Genomic DNA, 25358 nt, shown 5'->3' with positions numbered 1-25358 from the left:
CTTGATAGTTTTCAAAAGTAGTAATCATAGATGGTTCTTTGTTATTTCCTTTTCTAAAGATCTATTCTTTAATTAAAAAACCGTTTCCATAATAAATATCAGAAACATCCCCTGGAGCATAACCGACTTATTTAGCATAAGTTAAGGTAATTTTGTTCATTTCTAATTTATAGTGGGAGCAATTTCTTTCAAAATGAGTATTATCCTTGTCTACATTAAAAGTGAAACTAATTTTGGTTACATTTTTCCAGTTTTCAAAATGAGCATTAGCTATTTTTTTGGCAATAGTTAGAGGTTTAGTTTCAAGTGTTTTTTCTTTTTTTGTTTACAAGAAAAACTTAATTATAGGATAAGAATAACAAGAGTGATTTTTTCATGATTGGAATTTTTGACAAAGATATGTAACATTTAAAAGGGATGTTTTATATTGAAGAATTAAATTTTTGTAATGGATACTAACGATAATTATTTTAAAATTAATAAAGCTACTTGGAATGATAAAGTAAAAATACATGCCGAAAGTGATATGTATAATTTAATAGGTTTCAAGAAAGGTAAATCATCATTAATGTCATATGAGTTAGATGCTTTGGGTAATGTTGAAGGTAAATCGCTTTTACATTTACAATGTCACTTTGGACAAGATACCTTAAGTTGGAGTAGGATGGGAGCTAAATGTACTGGTGTCGATTTAAGTGATGAAGGTATAAAGTTAGCTAAGGAGTTAAATTTAGAGTTAGAATGCGATGCAAGATTTGTTTGCTGTAATGTTTTAGATACCTCAAAACATGTTAAGGAGATGTTTGATATTGTCTTTACTAGTTATGGTGTAATTGGTTGGTTACCCGATTTGAAGCCTTGGGGAAAGATGATAGCCGAACGATTAAAGGTAGGAGGCGTTTTTTTTATGGCAGAATTTCATCCTATCGTTTGGATGTTCGATTATTTAAGTGATAAACCTATTATTAAATATGGTTATATGCAAGATGATGTTATTTATGAAGAGTATGAGGGGACTTATGCTAATCAAAATTCAAAAATGATAAGTAAGGAATATGGATGGAATCATGGTTTAGGTGAAGTTGTTTCAGCTTTGACCGAAGCAGGCTTACATATAGAATATTTGACCGAACATGATGAAAGCCCATATGATGTGTTGCCTAATTTAATTGAAACGGATTTGGGTATGTTTGTTACAAAAGATAAATTGTATCCGTTGATTTTTACATTGAAGGCTACGAAGGTTTAGAGTTAGGAGTTTTGCTGAAGGGATTTGTTTAATAGTCTTGTGTATGAAAAATTATGTGAATAGTTTTAGTATTAGAAAATTCACTGATGTGTTAGTTCTTCTGTTTACTAGTTTATAATTATGACATTATGCATGGTGTTGAATGATTAATTAGGAATATTTTGACGTTAAAAACTTAAAAAACTATTACATTAGTTGATCATATAGAATATATATAGTTAATAACTATATATTTTAGTTAGATTTAATTTAAAAAAGCACGCGGAAAAAGACTTCTAATAGGATTGGTAAAAACTATGAGTAAGGAAGTTTTTTATACAGTACGTGTCAATGATAATTGACGCACTCAAAGTCTTAGCGATTGCATCGTGCAAATCAGAATTTGTAAACGTTGTAACGTCTAAAAGACTTTGGTGAAGTTATTGAAAAAAAATTAAAAAGTCAAATGTTTGTTTTTCAACAACTCGATAGTACTGTATAAAAAGCTGACGAGATATTTGCATTTTTCACCACTCAGTCCCATTGTTATCGACTCCCCATATTAAATATATAAGCAATAGCTAACACTGACAATTATAAGTCTTTTGGCGGGGTTTATTTTGAGCGCTTTTTAAAACACCGTTTCTTTGTTCCATTGGATGGATGATAAAATTTCTTAGATTTGAACAAATAAACTAAACATAACACGCAGTATAAATAATAACACCTTATGGGTGTCACTATTCATACTGCTATCGTTACAGCACATATGAGAAAAACCATCGGTAAAGACATAATTCCACTTCTGATTTCAATAATTCTTTTGATAATCTCAATCGGAATTACATTTTTTACGGATTATACTCTGAATTATAAGCATTACGTGGGAATTGGATTAATTGGAATTTCAACGCTTTTGTATTTTAAGCACAAAAAGCTATTTGTTTATATATTCGGACTGACTTTGATTCTCGGAATCCTAAATCTGATTGATATTTATTATTCAAACATAATATTCGGAATTGGACCAATTAAGTTCAATCCAATATTTCTGACTTTATTGATTATTTTCTTGGCTTTGAATAAAGAACTGCTGAACAAAATGTTTCCTGAAAAAGAATTGGCGGAAAATAATGCGGAAAACATAAAACTGATTAAACTTTATAAAAATCATTATGGAACTTATCCGAAAAATTATGAATCATTTGTCAGTCGAAAACCTATTTGGGGAAGTTGGAAAGCTGATAGTTGGAAAAATCCATATAAATACGAATTAATTGATTCTTTAAATTATAAATTAATTTCTGCTGGAAAAGACGGAATATATTTGAATGAAGATGATATTATAAGAAAGAATTAAAAAAACAAAGTGCCTAACACCGTATAAACTTTATTGCTGGCTTTTTGCTTACTTGCGAAAGTCCTCGCGGACTTTCTTGGTCGGTAATTATTTAGTAACTTTACTGCTAAACCAACGCAACAAAGCTTATACAACAACGTCAGACTGTCTAATAACTTCTTTCGTTTTTAGTAATTAAAAAAAGAAGTTCTCATGTTTATTTCAAGTGATTTTTGTATCTTTTTATTATGAAATTTATCATTGGAAAAGACCGAAAACAAACCTGCCTTTTTCCCGTTTCTCTTGAAGATTTCATAGAAAATGGCCCTCCCGCCTATAACCCAGCTGTGTTACTTAAACTTTATATCTATGGTTATATGAACCGAATTCATTCTTCTAGACAATTAGAAAAAGAATCCAGACGAAACATTGAAGTAATGTGGCTACTCGAATCACTCGATCCAGATCACAATACCATCTCTAATTTTAGAAAGAATAATGCAAAGGCCATCAAAAAAGTGTTTTTTGAAACCGTAAAGATAGCTCGTAACTTCGGACTCATTGGTGCTACTTTGATTGCAGGAGACAGTACTAAGTTTAGAGCACAGAACAGCAAGAAGAACAATTTTAACCAGAAGAAAATACAACGCCACTTAGATTACATTGATAACAAACTCGAATAGTATAATAAGGCACTTGAACAGAGTGAGAGTAAAAACGAAAAAGAGAAAATCAAGAAAGACATTAATAAACACCAAGACCGTAGAAACCAATATAAAAAACTTAATGAGCAGTTAAAAGAATCTGGAGAAACACAAATATCCACCTCTGATCCAGATAGCAAGCATTTGATTATAAGAAACAACATCACAGAAGTTGCTTATTGTGTTCAGTCTACTGTCGATGCAAAAAACAATATTCCTTTTGATTATCTGGTCACCAATAATAATGACGCCAAGGCAATGGGACAGATGCTACTCAGAGCTAAACCATTTTAAAAACAAACACCTTTACAGCACTCTATGACAAAGGATATCATACAGGTAGTGAATTTAAAACAGCGAATCAATTAGGTATAGAGACGCTCGTGGCCGTTCCTGGTATAGGCAGGGCTTCACAGGCGCCCGATCTAAACTACAACTCAGAACATTTTAAATATAATCAAGAAAACGACACTTATACTTGTCCGCAAAAAAACACTCTTAAAAGCAATGGTAGTACATATAAAGGGCGTAACTATCGATTTAAACAATATAAAACAAATAAGTGTAGAACCTGCACAGTGAGAGCATCATGTACTACTTCTAAAATAAATGGAAAAGTGATACAGCGTAGCGAGTTCCAGCAATATATAGAAGAGAATGCTAAAAGAGTTTTACAGAACCCTCAAACTTATAAAAAACGACAAGCTATTGTAGAACACCCTTACGGAACCATAAAACGACAATGGGGCTTTAGCTATATCTCAACTAAAAAAACAATGCAAAGAGCAAGTGCAGATGTAGGGTTTATGTTCATAGCATATAACCTGAAAAGAATATGGAACATACTGAAAACAAAGAAACAAACGCTTTTTAGAGCTATAAATATTTGTATGTTGTCTGTATTAGATTTTTTAGGAGTTCTAGCTCTTTATTCTAGTCTTTATCAAAAAAAGCAAATTGCTATGTAATAGTGTAGTAAAAAAAGTATTTTAGTACGAACTATTAAAAAACACGGAGGTTATTAGACGAACTGACGTTAGGCACAAACGTAAAACAAAAATGACAGATAGTATAATTAAAGATTTATATCTACACGATGAATTAACAACTTCATTTAAGTTAATTAAACTTGGTTTCGGAGAATTTCAAAATTTAGATTCTATAAATGATTTTTATCATTTGCCTTTTCAGCTACTTTCAAGTGGATTAGAAAGACTAATGAAATGTTTTATTTGCTTGGGCTATTATGAAATCCATAAAGAATATCCTGACAGTAAATATTTAAAAAAATGTGGGGGAAGAAACGGTCATGATTTAAATGAACTTAAAAATAACATCCTCACTAATTATTTTGAAAATAGAAAAATACCTGCCCTCAAAATTGATGAAAAGTTCCTAAGAGAAGACAGCGATTTAAAAGAATTAATCTATCTACTCTCTGAATTTGGAAAATACGCCAGATACCATAACTTAGATATCATTACATCTGCCTCCAAACCAAGTATTGATGTAAAAAGGCTTTGGGAAAAATACGAAACAGATATTGTACTTGCTGACACAAATCTATTAGAAAAGTTATCTGATTTTGAATATGAAAAGGAAGTTCATTCATACGTAACACAATTTATTATAAGTAAACTCGAAATATTTGTTCGTGCAATTAGCAGACAATTCACAATTGGACAACTAGGAGAAAAAGCTCAACAATTCTCACCGGTATATTACGATTTTATATTACTTAAAGATGATAAAATAGGAACTATAGATTACAGAAAACAAACAACACGATTTAAACAGAAAGAAAAAAAGACACATAAAAGAACGGCAATAGATAATCTTAATAGAAAAATTAATCCAGATATTAAATTCAAAAAAATATCAAAAAAAGATTTTCATGGAGAATGGCCATTTTATGCAGAAGAAGTTATAATTGAGTGTCGACAAAAATATTGGTGTACTATTGAAATTGACGGAATTGACTATGCTTTAAATGGTTCTGCATCCGACAGATACAAATTAGATTCAGTTGCAGATGCAGGAATGTCAATTAGAGGAAAATCAATCGGTCCATTTATAGATATGGCATTAGAATTAAACGAAAAATAATAACATAAACCCCCTTAGGTTATACTAGGCTGTTAGGCACAAGTCCCCAAAATACCTATCTTCGATTTTGAAAAAAGTCTTACATTTACGCTATGGACATAAAACTGACAGAAGAAGAGAAAATTAAAATCCTGAATTCCGATGATATTTTCGGAATCATGCAACAAATTTTACTTCGAGAAAATAAGATTGACCAAAATAGAGAACATTTTTGGGTAATTGGATTAGAAAACAACAATAGAATTCTTTTTATAGAACTCATCAGTTTAGGTTCAGTAAATAAAACTATTGCAGAACCAATGGAAGTTTTCAGCTTTGCATTGCAAAAAAGAGCTGTCAAAATAATTTTATGTCATAATCACCCAAGCGGAGAATTAAAACCATCAGAAGGCGATAAAGATATTTCGGATAGATTAATTCAAGTTGGAATTATTGTTGACACTCAAGTTTTAGATCATTTGATTATTACAGACAAAAGCTATTTTAGTTTTGCCGATTCTGGATTGTTAGATGAGTTGAAAACAAGCACAAAATATGTTCCTAAATATGTACTGGAACAACGTATCAAAAAAGAAGCTTCGGAAATTGCAGAAAAAAAGAATACAATTGAAATTGCCAAACAGCTCAAAAGAAACGGAGTTGACAATGAAACAATAGCTTCTTCTACAGGGCTTTCAATTGAGGAAGTGGAAAAATTAAGAGTTCGTAAAAAATAGATTTTCGTATCTTTGAAAAAAGCTGATTAAAATGGATTTACAATCGAGAAAAATAGAATTTGTTCAAGAGTTTTTAAAACTTCAAAGTGAGGAAGTAATTTCTAGCTTCGAAAGGTTATTGAAAAAACAGATAAAGTCTTCCGGAAAAGAGTTCGAACCTATGTCTATTGAAGAATTAAACAACCGAATTGATAAATCTGAAAATGATTTTAAAAACGGTCGTTTTAAAACCCATTCAGAAATAATTGCTAAATATCAATAATGAAATATCAAATTATTTGGTCTGATTTTTCAGATCAACAATTGAATGAAATTTTTGATTACTACTCGAAAAAAGTAAATAAAAGAACTGCTACGAAAATCATTCAAAAAATTTTATCTGAAGTTATTATTTTGGAGAAAACTCCATTTGCTGGACAAATAGAAAATACTTTGACCGATAGAAAAATATCATACAGATATTTAGTTTGCAATAGTTACAAAATTATTTATTCGATTATCGAGAATGAACAATTGATTAGAATTGCAGATATTTTTGACACTCGACAAAATCCGACAAAAATTGAACGAGAGAAATAAAGATTAAAAGCCAGTGCCTAATAACTAAGCATATGGCGTGCCGATAGGCCAATGCTATATGTCTTGTTGACTGATCCGTTACTTAAATAAGGGGGAAAACGTTTTCTTGAAAGTATTTATTAAAGCAGAAATCACATAAGGAGTACTAAGAGCAACTTAGTTAAGACATTAAAACGTGTATTTTACAAACTATTTTCATTCACAATCTTCTTTAAGTCAGTATTTTATTCTAATTATTTAAATTTAGTCCATAGTTATCCTGTATGAGCACATGGTCATAGCCTTAATTTTTATATTTCTGTATTTTACGTGTTGCTATTTTTTTGTAATCAAATGGAGGTCCACGACTATCAAAAGTTAGTAAGGTGATTAAAATCCCTTTTTTACAATGTCTACAACGTCGATGTAACGAGGTCTCTTGATGAGTTAATACAGCTGTCGTTTCTAGATCTTTATCTAATAATTGGAGTTGTAGTCTTGGTAATTTTTCCTTTTTCCAGCTGCTACTTAAAAATCCGTAATGCCGAATTCTTGTAAATCCTTTAGGTAGAATATGATTTTGAAAACGTTTAATAAAGTTCTGTTTAGATAAGGTTTGTGTTGTTTTCTCACCTTGATTACGGTAATTTTTTAAACTAAATGTTACGGTTCTATTAGTGGTATCTATGTTTAATATTCTATGATTACTAATCGCTATTTTATGTGTGTAGCGTCCTAAATATTCAATAACATGTTCAGGTTTACCAAAAGGAGCTTTGGCATAAACCACCCATTTCTTAGAAAATAATTTATCATACAATGCCTGCGGAATTCCAGGGAGTTGCTTTCTTAGTTTAGAGACAAAAAGGCCTCTGAACTTTTTACTTAAAGCCTTCACACTAAAAAGAAAATGGTCTTTGCCTTTTGCCTTTTTCCAATACCCTGATTTAGTAACACCTCCTTTGGACACAATGCAATGCAGGTGAGGATGTAGACTTAAATTTTGTCCCCAAGTATGTAAGACGGCAATCATACCCATTTTTGCTCCTAAGTGCTTGGGATTCTTAGCAAAACAGCAAAGCGTCTGCCAAACAGAATCAAATAAAATATTATAGAGCGTTTTTGCATCTGCAAGTGCTATGCTATTAAGATGATCTGGTAAGGTAAAAACTACATGAAAATAAGGAACAGGCAATAACTCTTGTCTTCTTGCAGCTATCCATTGCTGTTGTTTATGACCTTGACAGGTTGGGCAATGTCTATTTCTACATGAATTAAATTGAAGCTGTAGTTTTCCACAAGTTCTACACCAATCTAAATGTCCGCCAAGGGCTTGGGTTCTGCATTTTCTAATAGCATGTAGTGCCCTTAAATGCCAACTCGTATTGGCTAAGTCTTTTAGGTCTAATACTTCTAGATTTAGCACCTCTGCAACCGTATGTTTAGCAAGCATTATTTAGAAAACAAGGTATCTAAAGGACTGAACTTTATAGAGCTCCCAGTATGGGCAACATGCAGATAGATTATCGTGGTTTCTATATGTGCATGCCCTAAAAGTTCTTTTAAACTCATGATATTCAAACCTGCTTCTAGTAAATGGGTGGCATAACTATGACGTAAGGTATGGGCTGTAAACTTCTTTTGGGTATTTACTTTTGAGCGGCTTTCTTTTATAAGCCATTGGATGGCTCTAACCGTAATAGGCTGCGCGGTACCAGCTTTTGTAACTTGGTTGTTAAAAAGATAGCGTATTGGTTTTTCTGTTTCTAAGTAAAGCTTGAGACCTCTAATAAGATGCTTGCTTAAGGGGAGGTAACGGTCTGTTTTTCCTTTTTGCTTCTTTATAAATACTGTTTTTCGTTCAAAATCGACATCAGATTGTAATAAATTGCAGAGTTCATAGCTTCGGAGTCCGCAGCCATATAACAGTCCAAGGATCAAGCGATGTTTTAAGAATTTTGGTGCTTTTAATAACGCTAGGGTTTATTGCTTATTAAGTACTATGGGAAGATCTTTTTGTCTGCGAATTTGGGGGAGTTGGATCCGTTTTTGTTCCATGCCCATAACCTTGTATCCTGCACGTAAACCAAAAATAGTATGTTTAAAAAAACTTTCTGAGGGTGTTTTATGATGGTTTTGGCAATGAAAAAGGTAGTCGTTTATAGCTTCTATACCCAATAACTCTGGACTTGTATTACTATGAATGGCTAAATGAGATAAGCAGCGTAAATAATTAGTTAACGTACTTGTTGATTTACCGTTTATGGAGAAACTTAGGGTGAGTTTCTCAACTAATATTGCGAATTTTGGAACACGAACTAAAGCCGTTTCTAGGATCGTCTTTTGTTTTTTTTTGATACATAATTTTTAAATTTTTATTTAGTACCTAAATTTAAACTATTTTTATATGCACTGGTTAGCTTCCGAGGCACGAGGATTAGTTCAACAATGGTAACCGTTGCACAACCCTCTAAAAAAACTTACCAAAACTGATATTTGCTTGATTTTAAAGACTTTTGTTTTTTGTGAATTTTAAGTATTTCTTTAAATTATAAGCTAAAGTAGAAAGCTGCGTACACCTATTAGCTTATCCAAAAAATAGAATCTATACTCTTTTGTCCATAGAAGTCATAATAAACTTTTGTTTTTTACGTAGAAATTCTAAATCTAAAATGTTTGATAGTCTCCGATAAAAACTATCTTTTCGAACTCGATTACTCAACTGAAAACTGCTGAATAATTTTTCTTGATATATTTTATTTCCTTACATGTATTAATATACAAAATTTAGCTATATTTCGAAATAGGTTGTGCACAGGTACAACGTGTATAATTCATTGCTTGGTTTTGGCCTACTTAATTCTAATAGAGCTAGCTCTATTAGAATTAAAAATAATAAATTTGATAATAATTAGAAATTTAAACAGTCTTAAATCAGGGGAAGCTTACACAAATATCAAATAGAATAAAATATGAATAAGATTATTACATTTTTACTTTTATTATTGTCAATTAGCATCTACGCTCAGGATGATTTTGACTACAGAGTTTTAACCTATTCACAGATTGGTTATGATTTAGAATTGCCTAAAGTTGCAATGATTCAACATAAAGACTCTACTTTTTTAAGCTCCAAAGCTTCTTTTTTCCTAAAACAAAGTTCAACTGATAAAAAAGTTTATTCAGGAACGATAATACCGCAGGGAAAAAAATGGAATAAGTATTGGTGGAAGATTGATTTTACCGATTGGAATGTTACTGGAGAATATTATTTGATAATAAAAGAAAGGAAGCAAGTTTTTTATAGCAGCAAAAAAGAACTCCCAATTAAAATTAGCAAAAACCATTTATGGAACGAAACATGGTATAAAACAGCCCTCGCTCACCTAAAGATTCGTGATAGTTTAAGTTATCAACCTGAAGGTGGCTGGAAAGATTGTGGTAGCCCATTGCAAGAAGTTAGTAGCCATATAATAATGTTAAATGCATTGTGCGATGTAATCGAATTAACTGCTAATGAATTATCAACCCATGAATTAAAAGAAGCCTACCAACAAATAATTGTAGGGGCTAATTATGTTACACGCTGCCAAGACAAAGCAAAAGAAATTGGTTTTCAAGAAGGTGCCGTAATTCATGAAATGAGGGAAAACTATAAGGTAGTTACAGGAAATGTAGCGAAAACAGCTATGATATTAGCACGTATTTCACGTCTGATAAAAAATAAAAATCCATTGTTGGCGGATTCATATTTGAAACGTTCGGTAAAAGCATACAATTGGATATCAACCTATGGGCCTGTGCTTCATTGGGATAATACAAATTATTTTGCAATTACACATGGAGCACCTTATGGAATGCGTAAACCACCTAAAGAATGGATGACGCGTGACTTAATAATGATGATGTGGGCTTCTGTGGAACTATACAAATGCGGAAAGACAGAATACAAACAAAATGCTATTAATTATGCGAATAGGATAATGGTAAGGCAAGTACCTAAAACTAGGGCAGAAGATGGTTTGTATGGTCATTTTTATACTTACGATTCTTACGATTTTACCGAAAAAGCAAATATACATTGTGGAGCATGGAATGCTAATTACAAAGCATATAATCAGGGAGGTCATTTCCCTCACTATATTATCCCGTTTATCGAAATGAGTTCCTTGTGGTCAAACCATGAGGATTCAAAAAAATGGAATCAGACAGTTAAAAGCTTTGCTTATAATTATTTAGTTCCAGCTACAAACCAAAATCCATTTAAAATACTACCTGCTGGATATTATAAAGGCATAGGCTTACTAAACTGGAGTGGCTGGTATCATGGACACAACAAAATTTTTGGGTATGCTGCAGGTTTAGCAATGGAGTTCTATCATTTGTATAATGACCAACAATTCATTGAAATAGCAACAGGTAACTTGCAATGGATAACTGGATTACACTCTGGATTTCATGAAAACACTCCAGATTTTTCTGCAAGTATGATTGTTGGTATAGGGAATCGGTATAAAGAAGATTGGGATGCCATGGTTGGCACTATTACAAACGGTTTTGAATCAGATGGTCAATTTAGACTTGAAAAACCATCTAAAGAAACTGACTTACCAATTGTGTTTGGAGATGAAGGAGGAATACATCATCCAGCAGGTTGGATAAGTGGTTTGACAAGATTAAAAGCTTATTTGACTTATTAAACCTCACAATAAAACCAGTACACATAGAGTAGACGGGTGACGGTCTAACGGTTGCCACTACGTCTCTCACATCACCGTGTGTGTGGGGATCTGTTATAAGTATAGGTGATCGAAGCCATTTCCGGATTAAACGCAAGGTTATTGGAACATCTATCTTTATTGTAAATAAGCTGTAATTAGGATACTATGGTATACTTTATCAAAGAATCCTTCTAAGTCGATATCTAGAATATCTTGGTAGCCATGGTTGATGTATGCCTGTGCTTGTAGTATTGTCTTTTGAAGATTTTGATTCGGGCGAAAGCCATAGCTAAAGAGGTGAAATCACACTCAAATTTAACCATTAATTGCTGGCTTATCGCTTGTTGAAGACATCTTATTTACTACTGTTAATATTCCTAAAAGTCGTGATTTTCCTTGACTTTTATGAACATGGGCAACTAAGATTGTTTTGGGTAAATAACGATTACTTCTAATAGCCTTTAGTAGCATTGATTTATAATAATTTACCAAACTCCTGTCTGCCTTAGATTGGGCTAGCTCAGCACCCTAATCGAATTTAGATCTAATTTAATGTTCTGTTCTTCCTTACTCGTGAGACCTATGTGTTACTGCGGCACAACTCGTTTCCAATAAGTAAGTACTATGACTTCTGCTGACTTCTCTACTTGATGACCAACTCGTGATTATAGAGATCTCTCTAGGTAATGGCATCTAATAATTACCCTTTTAGTATTTTTTTGGGCGTTACAATGATGTGCTTGCTTACCCAAGTAATTATGCTCCTTTATATGATTTCTGTTCGTCAGTACCAAGTTTTGTTGTCTCGTGTCCTTCAGATGTAACCTCAAAGTTACCACCCTTGGGGCTTTATTAATGGTTAGAAACGTTACTCCTGCCCATAAGGGACTTGCATCCTATAGATTAATTATTTAATTTCGGTAAATAAAAAGATGTATATGCTTGGCACACACACACACACACAAAAAAAAAAAATAAATAAATAAATAAATAAATAAAAAGTATTAAAAACGACTTTTTATTTGAGATTGAGACGTTGTAGGTAATCTGAAAAATGAACATAGAACCAATCATAAATTACTTTTCCAATATTTTACCACTTAAAAGAGAGGAAATAGATGCTCTAAAAAAAGTGTTTAAAGAACGTAGAATTAAGCGAAGACAAATTATTCTTCAAGAAGGCGATATATGTATGCTAAACACATTTGTCGTTGAAGGGTGTTTTAGAATGTATTTTGTTAACGAAAATGGAAAAGAACATAACATCCAATTTGCAGTGGAAAATTGGTGGATTGGTGATATTGGAAGTTTTCATTCTGAAGAGCCAAGTAAATTATATATTGAAGCCATTGAAAATTCTGTAATACTTCAAATAAAAAAACAAGACCAACTAGATTTGTTTGTGAATTATCCCAAATTCAATAGAATATTCAGAGTCTTTACTGAAAATGCTCTGGTTTCTTATCAAAAGCGTGTCTTACAAAATATTAGTTCGACTGCCGAAGAGCGTTATCTTGATTTCATGAACCGTTATCCATATTTCTCCAATCGTATTTCAAACGTCCAAATTGCATCTTTCCTTGGCGTTACGCCAGAGTTTTTAAGTACTATTCGTAAGAAAATAGCAAAATCTTAATCTACATTAAGCGTCTTTCTTAAGGTATCTTATAGGTACACCTTATTATTACATCTCATCTTTGTGGTATTAATAATTAATATTGACAATCTATGAAAAAACTTTTCATCATTTTAATAGGATCAATGCTATTAGCTTCTTGTCAAAACATATCTGAAAATGCAAATAATAAAACCCTTAAAAACACACAAACAATGGAGAAATTAGCAAAACAAGAAATCAAAAGTTTATTAATGGCTTATAAAGAAACATTAAACACGTCTGATGCTGAAAAAGCAACTTCTTTATACGCTAAAGATGGCATTTTTATGCCAAGTGGTGCACCCTCTGCAATAGGAACAGATAGCATTAAAGGAGCTTACGACTTCGTGTTTTCGCAAATACAATTGAACATCGAGTTTTATATCGAAGAGATTACTATCGAAAACACCTTGGCCTATGCGGTTACTAGCTCAAAAGGAACAACCTTGATTCATACAAATGGAGAAACTATTCCAGAAGAAAATAGAGAGTTATTTGTTTTTGAAAAAGAAAACGGGAAGTGGAAAATAGCACGCTATATGTTTAACAAAACTAAATAATAATACTAAATCTAGAAAAATGAAAAATGTAATAACAATAGTAGCAATTGTAGCAATATCAATTAGTTCGTATGCTCAAAAGACATTAGAGAGCTATGAACCAGTATTAAATAGTACTTTAGAAAAATCTATAAAGGTAAGCTACGAAAAAGGCTATGTTATTGAAGAGGTTAAACCAAATATTTATGTGTTAACGGATGGAATATGGCAATCTGCAGCAATCGTAACCTCAGATGGTGTTGTTTTAATTGATGCCCCAGAGAGTTTTGGTCAAAAAATTGAAAAAGCTGTTAAAGAAGTAACTAATGAGCCAATTAGAACATTGGTTTATACACATGGACATTCAGATCATATTGGTGGTTCTCAATATTTATCTAACCTCAAAGATTTAGAAATCATATCGCAAACTGGAGTAGCTGATTTTTTGAGAGAGAAGAATGATTCTAGAAGATTAATTCCCACTAGAACTTTTGAAGGAGCTTTAGTTTTAAAAAAAGGAAGTAAACAGATTTATCTTTCCAATCACATGAATTATCATTCAAATGAAGGAGATTTATTTGTATCAGTTCCACAAGATAAATTTTTAATGGTAATAGATGTTTTGGCACCTGGTTATGTTCCTTTTAAAAATCTTGATTTGAGTAATAATGTCCATAATTACTTGAAAGTGTTCGACCAAATTTTAGCTTATGATTTTGATGTCTTTATTGGTGGACATTTGACAGGAATAGGAACTAAAGATGATGTCTTATTAAATAAAGCCTATGTTAATGATTTATATGAAACAGTTAAACGAATTCATAGTTCGACAAACATGTTGGAAGTGATGAGTGCAGCAGCAGAAAAAATAGGCTGGAACAATAAATACCTATTATTTGATACCTTCTTAAACAAAGTGATTGAAGATAGTTATAAAGAAATTAAATCACGTTGGATTAGTCAATTGGCTGGAGTCGATGTGTTTACAAAAAGTCATATTTCGACGATGTTAAATTATGTTCGATGGGATGATTAGTTTAGAATAGATTAACTGCAACAACGGTAACCGTTGCACAACCCTCTAAAAAAACTAACCAAAACTGATATTTACTTGATTTTAAGGGCTTTTTTTATGAATTTATAACTCCACCAATAATTAAGAGTTATTAAAATCAAGTATATGAGTTCTAAAATAATTTAGCTTAATAATTGTTTAACCTTAGGTTAATGTAACTTTTTAATAACCTTATTATCTTTGACCTGTTTAGTTGAGAGATTCATTAGTTAGGCTTCTTATGTCGAAGAAAACTAATGTTTTTTTTTGCAATCAATCTTCTTAAATGTAGAAAACACCTTATTTTTTACTAACATTATTAATAAATTGGAAATCTAAATATTATCATAAGTTAATATCTGTTTCTGCTTACTATTTCTAAAATAGTTATAAATTAGTGCATGCGAAAAATTTTATTTGGTGTAATTATCACTTTAGTTGTCTTGTTTACTTTTAAACATTGTGAAGATAAGAGAGAGGATAAAGTAGTGCTTCAAGAAAGCTCTTCTCTAATTCAAAAGCAAATCAAAAATGTTGGAAAGCTAATTGTCACAGAAGGGCATTTTAGTGAAGTTTTTAATTATAAGAACTCTAAGGATGTTTTAGGAGAATATTTTACATCAGAAAAAAAAGCGCTAATTGTAGTAAATGCAGAAGTAACCATTGCGTATGATTTGAGTAAGATTGAATTCAATCTTGATGAAACGACTAAAACTTTAAATATTATAAATATTCCAAAAGAAGAAATAAAAATTAATCCAGATTTAGAATATTATGATATTCAGTCGGATTTTTTTAATCCATTTGAGGCGAAAGATTATAATGATATTAAAAATATTGTAAAAAAATCTTTAGTTAAAAAAATAGAAGCTTCAGACTTAAAAAAAAATGCGCAAAATAGATTAATTAGCGAACTCTCAAAATTTTATATTCTTACAAATTCTTTAGGTTGGAAACTTCAATATAATGAAAGACCTATTGATAAAATAGAAACTTTACAAGATGCGAAATTTTAGTTTTATGTATATTAACCCTTTTTTATAAAATATATTAGTTTATGGAACATCCTTACGTAGCGTTAAATATTGAAAATAAAGTTGGATATATAGAATTCTTTCATCCAAACAGAAATTCAATACCAAGCGATATACTATCGCAATTAGAGAAAACAATTAATGAAGTAGGAAATAATGATGCTGTAAATGTTATTGTTTTAAGAAGTGGTGGAAATAGAACCTTTTGTGCAGGAGCTAGTTTTAACGAAGTGATGTCTATTAACGATAAAGAAGCTGGTAAACGGTTTTTCTTAGGTTTTGCTAATGTTATTAATGCAATACGTATGTGTCCAAAACTTGTTATTGGTCGAGTACAAGGAAAAACCGTTGGTGGAGGTGTTGGTTTAGCAGCAGCTACAGATTATTGTTTGGCAGCAAAACATGCTTCGATAAGATTAAGTGAATTAAGTATTGGAATTGGACCTTTTGTAATAGAGCCAGCAGTATCAAGAAAGATGGGTATGCAAGCGATGTCTCAAATGACTATTGATGCAGAAACATTTTTCTCTTCGGGGTTTGCTAAAGAAAAAGGACTGTATGCTGAAGTTTTTGAAACAACAGAAGAGTTAGATGAGGCAGTAAAAGCATTAGCTGAAAAATTATCTAGTTATAATCCTGAGGCCTTGAAGCAAATGAAGATGGTTTTTTGGAAAGATACAGCACATTGGGATACGTTATTATCTGAACGTGCTGCAATTAGTGGCGAGTTAGTATTAAGTGAGTTTACTAAAAACACATTGAAGCGTTTTAGGTAGTTATATGAAAGCTGTCAAAGAGGAACTTTTTTATTTAAATACTACATTACATTGAGCGCAATCCAAATACTTTGTTATTCAAAAGATAAAAACTTCGATTGCGCTTAGTTTTACAAGTATTATTTGTTTTACAGTGTGCTCTCATTTTTAATTCACAGACGTGAATTTATCCCAAAAATAAAAATTAATTTACCATAGTTTTTTGGCTAATAATTGCTAATCCATCATCAATTAATCTACTTACTTCTGGTCTGTTTTGTTTTATAGATTCTAAGTGTTGTAGAATATTTTTACAGAGTGCGATTTCATTCCCTAAATGCGCTAATTCATACAGTTCTATTGATAATAACCAATCGTTTGGGTGATTTTTAATGAGCTGTTCTAAAACTTTAGTTCTGGAAATTGTTTTGTTTTTGTCTGTTCTATAATCTCTAACTTGTTGGTATAACATTTCAAGTTCTAATTGCTCATTTGTTTTTTTTATTTGAATAGTTTGAGACGAGGGTTTATGATTTATTAAATTAAAACTATTTAAGTCTGCTGGTCCAGAAAAAGCAGAAACAATATTTTTACCAACCGCCATATCATATATGCCCCATTCAGGTTTAAATAGAATAGTATCATTATGAGTAACAGTACAGTTTTTAAAACTGATTAATATTATTTTTCCTTGTAGATTCCGTTTTCCTGTAATAATTTCTCCAGAAACCGTAATACCTCCTTCAAAATCAAGCGTTGTAGTTTGTTCTTCATAAATAGTATACGCAGCTAAATCTCGTGGACTCATATCTTCAATGGCTAGATTAATCCCTTTAAGTTTTCCTATAGGAGAGCCAAAACCAGTTACATGTTTATTTACGCCATGACCAACTAATTCTTTTTCTCTGTAAGCTAAAGCTGTTTCTCCTTTGGTTTGTATATAAATAGGCTTTCCATTGGCTTCAATGACATGCGTAAATATTCCAGAAATTTGTATACCTGTACTTAACTCTATGGAGCCTAATGCATTAGATTGTATTAATTTATTGATTCCAGAAATTCCACCTGTGCGAACAGCCATAGTATTAGCAAATTCTTCTAAAATTAAGCTTAAATGCGCGAAATCTGGAGTGACAAATAGTTGGGGTTGTGGTTTAGTAATATCAAAGTTTTTGTAGGTTGCTTTTATGTTATAAGGTTGTTTTTTAACTTCATTAGTCATACACCAAGCACTTTCACCTATGGAGGATAATAAACCAGCGCCGTATATTTTTGGGTTTTCTATGGAGCCAATCAAGCCATATTCAACCGTCCACCAATGTAAATTTCTAATAAGTGCCATTTCACTAGGCTCTCCTATATTTTGTTGTAAGTCTTCTACTTTTTTTTCCGCAGAAGCAATATTTTGTTCATTAGAGTTTGGAGCTTCCTTAATAATAGATAAGTGCCTAATAGCTTCGTATAGCTCATAATCTTTTGCAGATGAAATGGCTTTGCAACCAATTTCTCCAAAGCGTCTTAAATATTCTGCATATTCGGGGTTTGCAATTATAGGAGCGTGTCCTGCTCCTTCATGAATAATATCTGGAGCTGGTGTATATTCTATATGTTCTAATTGTCTAATATCACTAGCTATAACGAGTATGTTATAGGCTTGAAACTCCATAAAAGCATTAGGAGGTATAAAACCATCTACTGCAACTGCTGCCCAACCAATACCCTTTAAAATTCGGTTCATTCCATACATATTAGGAATATTATCTATAGAGATTCCTGTTTGTTTTAGACCTTCTAAATAAGATTTATGAGCAACCGTACTTAAAAAATCTACATTTTTTCGCATCACGTAACGCCATACTGCTTGATCAATAGCAGAATAGTCCTCATAATTTTGAGGTTTTATAAATTGCTTTAAATGCTCGGGCAAACGTTTTAAAATATCGTTAGATTCAATAGTATTAGACATGGATGTATTTTCATAAAATTAATCTAAGTAAAAATACGAATTATTCATAAAATCGATTATTTTTTGTGGTTTAATTAAATAATATGCTTGTTATGTGATTTGTGTTTAAAAATTAGACAAATAATTCTATATATTTATATCTGTATAATTTTAATTAAAATACATGTATACAAGACGAATTTTTCCAATTAAAGGTGTTTTAAAATGGACCCGAAGGCATATTTTTTTATTTATAATTATATCTTTAATTCCTGTTATATTATTTGATGTTTTAGGATTGAAGTGGTTACATGTACCTTGGTTACCTTTAGGAGTGTTAGGTACTGCTGTTGCTTTTGTTGTGAGTTTTAAAAATAATGCGTCTTATGATAGGTTATGGGAGGCTAGAAAAATTTGGGGAGGTATTGTTAATGCTTCAAGATCTTGGACCATTATGGTTAAAGATTTTATAACTAATGATCATGCAAAAGAAATTAGAACAGATGAAGAAATACAAGCCATAAAACGAGAATTGGTGCATAGGCATGTAGCATGGTTAACGGCATTACGTTATCAATTGCGTAAAGAAAAACCGTGGGAAATGCACTTAAAGGCAAAGAAATCTAATAAAGAGTTTAGGGCTTCTCAGTTTAGAGTTTGTGAAGATGAAATTTCAGTTGAAAATGAAATTAGACCTTATATTTCTGAAACAGAATTCAAAGAAGTTTTTGCTAAGGGGAATCAAGCGTCTCAAATTATTGGTATCCAATCTAGAAGGTTAAAAGAGCTAATGGGAGATGGATTGATTGAAGATTTTAGACATATGGAAATGGCAAATATGCTAGTAGAGTTTTATACGCTTCAAGGTAAAAGTGAGCGTATTAAAAATTTTCCTTATCCAAGGCAATTTGCTACGCTTAATTATATGTTTGTTTGGATTTTTATTTTGCTTATTCCTTTTGGAATTATGGAAGGATTTGAGGTTATAGGAGATCATATTCTTATGGATTTAGATACTCATGCAGAGCATTTTAGTTTAGCACACCAAATGCAAGAGTTTATAGCTAAGCATTTTGTATGGTTCTCTGTGCCATTTAGCGCATTAATATCTTGGGTGTTTCATACTATGGAAGCTATTGGTGAAAATACAGAGAATCCTTTTGAAGGTGGGACAAATGATGTGCCTATTACAGATATGAGTAGAGGTATAGAAATAGATATTAGACAACTTATTGATGATACCAATATTCCTGAACCTTATGTTTGGAAGAACGATATTGTAATGTAATATTTTATAGTTAAATATCTTAAATAAAAAAGTGACTTAAAAGTCAGTCATGGTCGGAAGATTTTTTCTTCCGACTTTTTTGTTTTATAAAGTATTTATTGTAGTGGTTTAATCGGTTGATTATTAGTTATCTGTATTGTTTTTGTTGTTTAATTACTGCGTGTTATTGATTGATAATCAAATAATTATGTTAGTATTTAAAAGATCATAAAATTACAGTAAATCAATTTTTTGGTGGTGTTCCAGAAGCGCTTTTATCTGAATTATCATTAACCACTAAAGTCGATTATGACACAAAGGTTCTTCACGGAAAAAAGATATTCTATTTATTGCTTTATGGTATTTTAGAGAATGAAAAAACTAAGCCAACGTACTTTAGAAGATACTTATAATAATTTTCTGTTTAAAACACTTTTTGATTTAGATAAATTTGAAACCATAATAAGACGACGTTCTATTTCTGAAAGGTTATCGAAAATCGATTCCAATTACTTTCGTTAAATATACCAGTTTGTATACCAACAATTTAATCAAGCCTATTCTAGCAAGAACAAGGAAAAACGTCATTTAATTCATGTAGATAGTTCTATGCTCAGTTAAGCTTTTGCTAAATTACTAAATGGCATTGATCATAAAAAACGGAAAGAAGTCCGTTAAATATAGTATGACTTTTGATGGTTTGTTGCTTTGTTAGTCTGAAGTATTTACCAATGCAAAGTACTCTAGTGAAGATATGGTTTTACACGAAGCTATAATGAATTATACATCATCAATCAAAAGAATTCTGGTTTATTACCAATGATTTTGATTTGCCAACAAAAGAGATTGCTCAAGCCTATAGAAAAAGATGGTATATTGAGGTATTCTTTCGTTTTATTAAACAAGAACTAAATGTAAGTCATCTTGTATCGTTAAATAAAAATGGAATAGAGGTTACCTTATGTATGACTTTAATTGGTGTAACTATCTTAATCTACAAAAAAAAAGCTAACAAGAGGCTATAAAACTGCCAAAAGAAGATTTAAAATGGAACTTAAAAATTTGGTTATTGCCATGATTGTTGTCAAATGCAATGGAGAATTAGATGATTTTGAGACTTATAAAAAATGGCCGGAATTTCTTCCGACCATGATTGACTTATAAAGGGCTTTTTTATTTAATTTATTTTGTGAATATTGAGAGTTTATTGTTTTACCATTTTACGAGAAATAGTTCCTTGTGTTGTTTTGATTATTAAGAAGTATATTCCATTTGATAGGTTGTCTACTTTTAATTCAACATTTTGGTTAGAAAGGCTATTTAATGATTTAGATTGTAAAACTTGTCCAGTTAAATTTACCAGTTCTATGTTATTAACTTCTATAGATTCTCTTGTAGAAAATTCTATAACAATTTTGTCACTAAATGGATTAGGTGAAATATTTAAATCTGAAAACAAAGTATAATAATCACTTACAGATGCAGTCGGGTCTATAATGTTAACACAATAATCTTCAATTTCTCCAAATTTATTGTCGGTAGGAGAGCAAGCATCAGTAATTTCATTAAAACTCATCATAACACGCATTCTAGTTAACCCTAGAGTGGCTGTGGGTGGAATTGTTATAGAGCGACTAGATGTTTCGTCAAACTCAGTTTCATTAAATATTTCTTCGCCAGAATCATCAAAATCACCGTCAGCGTTATAATCAATCCATACTTTTAAATAGTCTTCGAACGGTGCAACCGAAAAATCAGGAATGACTGTTATATCATAGGATTGATTAAGTATGACATCTGTACTTATACTACCTGTATAGTCGGCGTAACCACGTTCTTTTGTTGACGCATTATTGATTGTGTTAAAAGTAACAGATTTTATCCATTCTTCATCAGAATTAAGAAAAGGAGGCGGACAATATGTTAAATCTGTACAAGCACCACAACCTTTTGTTCTTATTATTTGACTAGGACTAAAAGCTATGGTTTCTCCTAAGCAAATAGTTTGAATCTGTATTTCATAATCTGTACAAGCTATTAAGTTTGAAAAATTTGTTGTAGTATTTGAAGTGTTATTAGTTGTCCATATAGAAGTTCCATTTTCTCTTAATCTAATGTTATAGCTTTGAGCGGCTAATATGCTATTCCAAGATATAGACATGTTATTTTCGGTTATTACATCTGGTATTAAATTGTCAGGATTTAGACAGCAACCATCGGTCTTGAAAATGTAACTTTCTGAGTATTCCGAGGTTTCAGAGTTGCAAGTATTTCTCGTTTGAAATTCATAATCTGTACATGCTATTAAACCAAATATTTTTAATGGATTGGTAGGGTTGTTAACTTCTATCCAGTCCGTTGTACCTATTTGTCTCCAACGAAGTGTTGTACTGGTTGGCGTGTTTAATAATTCCCAAGTAAGATCAGCTTCTGTGTCTATTACATTTTGAGAACCTAAATAAGCAGGTGCTACGCATTCATCACATTGATTTACTAATAATTGTAAACTGTTGTTTACGTTTAGTCGTTTGCCTGTAAGAGTAATACCATTTAGAGAGGCATTATCATCCCCTCCATTAAGAATATATTTTTTTACTTCTAAAGCAGCAATAGCAGGGTTGGATTTTGCTAAATTTATAAAATTAGAACATGGTGCAGAATAAAGTAATGCAATCGTACCTGCTACATGAGGTGTAGCTGCCGATGTGCCTCCAAAAGCAGCATAACTATTGGGGAATTCATTTGTTGGCATTGCAGTTGTCCATGTGTCTTCTCCAAAAGCACCTATATCGATACTTGTTGTACCATAACCAGCATATTCGTTTTTTTCGTCATTACGTTTTATGTTTGTTACACCTATAAGGTAATCGCTAGGACAATTGGTAGGTAGATCTCCTACTATATCAACATTCAGATCATCATTTACAGTTGCACCTGCATTTAAAATACCTTGCCTTCCCAGAGTGTCATATAATTCACACCATAAAGGTGCACTAGTAGCTTGACCAAAATCGACACCCCAAGAGGCACTTGTTGCAACAACAAAAGCGCCTTCTGCTCCATTGGTTTCATTATACTTTTTTCGAGCAGCCAAAGCATAAGAATACGCTCTTAATACTTCACTTTCTACACCTGTACCTCCAGAAACTAGCATGAGTTTAATATCCCAGTTAACACCAGTTACACCAATACCATTATTTCCTTTAGCACCTACAATACCAGCTACAGCTGTACCATGTTCAGGATCTTCTCCATTTTCAACATCATCATCATTAGTTTCTGTATTCCATCCTTTATAATCATCAATAAAACCATTATTGTCATCATCAATACCATTGTTAGGTATTTCTGCGGTATTATACCAAATGTTTGGAGCTAAATCTGGATGCGTAATTTGAAAACCACCATCTATAATACAAACTACAATTTCATCGCCATCTATAGTAGAACCTCCAGTGGTGACATCCCATGCTAAATCTGCATCTATATCTGCACCAATAGTACCTCCATTTTGACCATTATTAATATATTGCCATTGATTTGTAAATTGTGTATCGTTAGGAACGGTAGAACGAAGTTTGACACGATGGTTAAATTGTGCAACTTCTACCATGGGGTCACTTTGTATAGAGCCTAACATAGTGTTTTCATCTATATTATCTGCATCAAAAGTATAGCAGTAAATATTCATAGGCTTAGATACCGTTTCACGAAATCTTAGTCTTGTTTTTTTTCCTCTAAATTGTTGTTTATTTTTTGCCCATGTTCTAGCATTTATGTTGGGCTTCATTTTAACTAAAATTTCACCTTTTAAATGTTCTGCTTTTTGTGCAGATACTGAAAAAATAAGGCATAGGAAAAGGCTAGTTAAGAGTAGACTCTTTTGTAGTTTCATTTTTGTGGAGTGTTAGTTTATTTAAAATTAGAAAGTGAAGCTACAAATATTATTTTGTATTGAATGTAAATTTTTTGTTAAAGTATATTGTGCTAAGGGGGTATGTCTTGGTGTATACTTATGATTACTTAGATTTAGTAGCGAGAGTTAGCGATAAAAAAAAGCAACTCTTTTCACGAGGCTACTGAAAAAGTCACGAACTTAAATAAAAGCGGTAAGTATTTTAGATACTTGCCGTTTTTTGTATTTTGTATTCATGATAGTTCAACAGGAATCTCTTCGGTTAAGCAAGTACAGTTCTTTATATGATTTAATTGTTCCTAACACTAATTTGTTAAGGCGTATCAATGATTTAATAGATTTTAATTTCATCTATGACGAACTAGCATCTAAGTATTCACAAACTCTAGGCAGAAAAGCAGAAAGTCCCATAAGACTATTCAAATATCTTCTGCTAAAAGTAATTTATACCATTTCAGATGTAGATGTAGTGGAGCGTTCACGCTATGACATGTCCTTCAAATACTTTTTAGAAATGTTACCAGAAGAAGATGTTATTGCCCCAAGTACTTTAACAAAGTTTCGTAGGCAACGTTTAAAGGACACCAATTTGCTGGATATGCTTATCAATAGAACAGTTAGCATTGCTGTTGAACAAGGCATCATAAAATCCAGATCAATTATTGTAGATGCTACCCATAGTTTATCAAAATCGAACCCCATTTTAGCTATAGACGTTTTACGGGAACGTTCAAAACAACTTCGCAAATCAGTTTATGCTTACCAAGAAGATTGGACCTGTAAGATGCCGGTCAAGAATCAGGGCAATGATTTAGAAAAAGAACTAACTTACTGCAAGGAATTAGGAACCTTATTAGATGGCACTCCTACACTTAGCAAAATTCCAGCAATAAAATAAAAATTGAACTTACTTAAAGAATCTGTTGATGATATTGAACACGCGGCTCAAGATGTTGTTTCAAAAGGTTTCAAAAGATAAGGATGCAAAGATTGGCCACAAATCACAGGACAGCCCGTTTTTTGGTTACAAAACTCATTTGGCAATGACTGAAGAGAGAATTATCACAGGAGCAGTTGTTACTTCAGGAGAAAAAGGAGATGATCCAATTTTACCAGAATTAATAACACAAAGTGAACAACATGGGATTGATGTGGATACTGTTATAGGAGATGCCGCTTATTCTGGCAAAAAGAATTTAGAATTAGCCCAAGAAAAAGATATAAAGATTGTAGCTAGATTAGATCCAGCTATCAGCCAAGGGTTTAGGAAAGAAGAAGACTAATTTGATTATAATAAAGATGCAGATATGTTTGTTTGTCCAGCAGGTCATTTAGCTATAAGAAAAGCGAAACAAGGCAAAAAGAATGTCGCCACAAATCAAGTTATTACCTATTACTTTGATGTTGAAAAATGTAAGACCTGTCCTTTAAGGGAAGGCTGTTATAAAGAAGGGGCTAAATCAAAATCTTACTCCATTACTTTAAAGTCAGACATCCACAAAGAACAGATGGAGTTTGAAACTTCTGATTGTTTTAAAGAGAAATACAAACAGCGTTATAAAATCGAAGCCAAAAACGGAGAATTAAAAAACGTTCATGGTTATGGAAGAGCTATAGCTTATGGTATAGTAAATATGCAAATGCAAAGTGCTTTAACCATATTTACTGTGAATTTGAAAAGAATTTTAAATTTAAACTAGTCCAAAATGAGACAAAACAATACCGTTTTGATTATAATACCATTTAAACTAAAATAAGCCTTTTTAAGAGAGTCCAAACAACTTTGAGAACCTATAAACCAAAAAGAGATTTCACAAAA

At 31.8% G+C, this 25358-nt stretch carries 19 protein-coding genes and 3 pseudogenes; 17 read left to right on the top strand and 5 right to left on the bottom strand.

Annotated features, from left to right (window positions below; all coding sequences use genetic code 11):
• Positions 1 to 448 precede the first annotated feature (448 nt).
• The 7 genes and pseudogenes from A8C32_RS04735 to A8C32_RS04705 all read left to right on the top strand — a co-directional run bounded on the left by A8C32_RS04735 (position 449) and on the right by A8C32_RS04705 (position 6672).
• Complete coding sequence (locus A8C32_RS04735; RefSeq protein ID WP_069829297.1) at positions 449 to 1249, top strand: class I SAM-dependent methyltransferase; 801 nt, start codon at positions 449 to 451, stop codon at positions 1247 to 1249.
• A gap of 709 nt (positions 1250 to 1958) precedes the next feature.
• On the top strand, positions 1959 to 2588 hold the full coding sequence (locus A8C32_RS04730) for a hypothetical protein (RefSeq protein ID WP_069829296.1): 630 nt from the start codon (positions 1959 to 1961) through the stop codon (positions 2586 to 2588).
• A gap of 227 nt (positions 2589 to 2815) precedes the next feature.
• Positions 2816 to 4239: pseudogene (locus A8C32_RS21430) on the top strand (IS1182 family transposase).
• A 91-nt stretch (positions 4240 to 4330) separates the two neighbouring features.
• Positions 4331 to 5377 carry a DUF2511 domain-containing protein gene (locus A8C32_RS04720; RefSeq protein WP_069829295.1) on the top strand — a complete coding sequence of 349 codons (1047 nt, stop codon included), beginning with the start codon at positions 4331 to 4333 and terminating at the stop codon, positions 5375 to 5377.
• A 92-nt stretch (positions 5378 to 5469) separates the two neighbouring features.
• A complete protein-coding gene (locus tag A8C32_RS04715) occupies positions 5470 to 6093 on the top strand; it encodes a JAB domain-containing protein (protein ID WP_069829294.1) in 624 nt (207 codons plus the stop codon).
• Between the two features lie 31 nt (positions 6094 to 6124).
• Positions 6125 to 6355 carry a hypothetical protein gene (locus tag A8C32_RS04710; RefSeq protein WP_069829293.1) on the top strand — a complete coding sequence of 77 codons (231 nt, stop codon included), beginning with the start codon at positions 6125 to 6127 and terminating at the stop codon, positions 6353 to 6355.
• Entirely contained in the window at positions 6355 to 6672 is a 318-nt protein-coding gene (locus A8C32_RS04705; RefSeq protein WP_069829292.1) for a type II toxin-antitoxin system RelE/ParE family toxin, read from the top strand. The genes A8C32_RS04710 and A8C32_RS04705 overlap by 1 nt, the downstream gene beginning before the upstream one ends.
• 283 nt (positions 6673 to 6955) lie before the next feature.
• Here the strand turns inward: A8C32_RS04705 and A8C32_RS04700 are convergent, their stop codons facing one another.
• Positions 6956 to 8104: an IS91 family transposase gene (locus tag A8C32_RS04700; protein ID WP_069829291.1), complete on the bottom strand. Its 1149-nt coding sequence runs from the start codon at positions 8102 to 8104 to the stop codon at positions 6956 to 6958.
• A pseudogene (locus tag A8C32_RS21030) lies at positions 8104 to 8601 on the bottom strand (phage lytic cycle repressor MrpR family protein); the annotation flags it as partial. The gene A8C32_RS04700 and the pseudogene A8C32_RS21030, both read right to left, overlap by 1 nt.
• A gap of 1022 nt (positions 8602 to 9623) precedes the next feature.
• Here A8C32_RS21030 and A8C32_RS04690 point away from each other — a divergent pair.
• The gene (locus A8C32_RS04690; protein ID WP_069829290.1) at positions 9624 to 11351 is read left to right on the top strand and encodes a glycoside hydrolase family 9 protein; all 1728 of its coding nucleotides are present in this window, start codon (positions 9624 to 9626) and stop codon (positions 11349 to 11351) included.
• A gap of 336 nt (positions 11352 to 11687) precedes the next feature.
• On the opposite strand, the gene A8C32_RS20530 is transcribed toward A8C32_RS04690, so the two are convergent.
• Positions 11688 to 11843, bottom strand: a complete 156-nt coding sequence (locus tag A8C32_RS20530) for a hypothetical protein (RefSeq protein WP_165605791.1) — start codon at positions 11841 to 11843, stop codon at positions 11688 to 11690.
• Between the two features lie 583 nt (positions 11844 to 12426).
• Here A8C32_RS20530 and A8C32_RS04685 point away from each other — a divergent pair.
• From A8C32_RS04685 to A8C32_RS04665, 5 genes are all read left to right on the top strand, one after another.
• The gene (locus A8C32_RS04685; RefSeq protein WP_069829289.1) at positions 12427 to 13008 is read left to right on the top strand and encodes a Crp/Fnr family transcriptional regulator; all 582 of its coding nucleotides are present in this window, start codon (positions 12427 to 12429) and stop codon (positions 13006 to 13008) included.
• A 92-nt stretch (positions 13009 to 13100) separates the two neighbouring features.
• Positions 13101 to 13589 (top strand): YybH family protein, encoded by a 489-nt coding sequence (locus tag A8C32_RS04680; RefSeq protein ID WP_083253252.1) that lies wholly within the window; start codon positions 13101 to 13103, stop codon positions 13587 to 13589.
• A gap of 19 nt (positions 13590 to 13608) precedes the next feature.
• Complete coding sequence (locus A8C32_RS04675) at positions 13609 to 14604, top strand: MBL fold metallo-hydrolase (protein WP_069829288.1); 996 nt, start codon at positions 13609 to 13611, stop codon at positions 14602 to 14604.
• A 419-nt stretch (positions 14605 to 15023) separates the two neighbouring features.
• The gene (locus A8C32_RS04670; RefSeq protein WP_069829287.1) at positions 15024 to 15638 is read left to right on the top strand and encodes a DUF4230 domain-containing protein; all 615 of its coding nucleotides are present in this window, start codon (positions 15024 to 15026) and stop codon (positions 15636 to 15638) included.
• Positions 15639 to 15679: 41 nt separating this feature from the next.
• A complete protein-coding gene (locus A8C32_RS04665; RefSeq protein ID WP_069829286.1) occupies positions 15680 to 16432 on the top strand; it encodes an enoyl-CoA hydratase/isomerase family protein in 753 nt (250 codons plus the stop codon).
• Between the two features lie 184 nt (positions 16433 to 16616).
• Here the strand turns inward: A8C32_RS04665 and A8C32_RS04660 are convergent, their stop codons facing one another.
• Positions 16617 to 18377 carry an aromatic amino acid hydroxylase gene (locus A8C32_RS04660; protein WP_069829285.1) on the bottom strand — a complete coding sequence of 587 codons (1761 nt, stop codon included), beginning with the start codon at positions 18375 to 18377 and terminating at the stop codon, positions 16617 to 16619.
• Positions 18378 to 18540: 163 nt separating this feature from the next.
• Between A8C32_RS04660 and A8C32_RS04655 the strand changes: the two genes are divergently transcribed.
• The 3 genes from A8C32_RS04655 (at position 18541) to A8C32_RS21020 (ending at position 20648) form a co-directional block, all read left to right on the top strand.
• A complete protein-coding gene (locus A8C32_RS04655; protein ID WP_069829284.1) occupies positions 18541 to 19644 on the top strand; it encodes a bestrophin family protein in 1104 nt (367 codons plus the stop codon).
• A 351-nt stretch (positions 19645 to 19995) separates the two neighbouring features.
• Entirely contained in the window at positions 19996 to 20145 is a 150-nt protein-coding gene (locus A8C32_RS21025; protein WP_240491689.1) for a hypothetical protein, read from the top strand.
• Between the two features lie 308 nt (positions 20146 to 20453).
• Entirely contained in the window at positions 20454 to 20648 is a 195-nt protein-coding gene (locus A8C32_RS21020; protein WP_069829283.1) for a transposase, read from the top strand.
• 179 nt (positions 20649 to 20827) lie between these two features.
• On the opposite strand, the gene A8C32_RS04645 is transcribed toward A8C32_RS21020, so the two are convergent.
• Complete coding sequence (locus A8C32_RS04645) at positions 20828 to 23518, bottom strand: S8 family serine peptidase (protein ID WP_069829282.1); 2691 nt, start codon at positions 23516 to 23518, stop codon at positions 20828 to 20830.
• A 256-nt stretch (positions 23519 to 23774) separates the two neighbouring features.
• On the opposite strand from A8C32_RS04645, the pseudogene A8C32_RS04640 reads away from it, so the two are divergent.
• Positions 23775 to 25239 (top strand): annotated as a pseudogene (locus A8C32_RS04640) (IS1182 family transposase).
• Positions 25240 to 25358 lie beyond the last annotated feature (119 nt).

This window comes from Flavivirga aquatica (assembly GCF_001747085.1).
GTDB classification, from domain to species: Bacteria; Bacteroidota; Bacteroidia; order Flavobacteriales; family Flavobacteriaceae; genus Algibacter_C; species Algibacter_C aquatica.
This window is presented reverse-complemented; position numbering and strand designations above follow the sequence as displayed.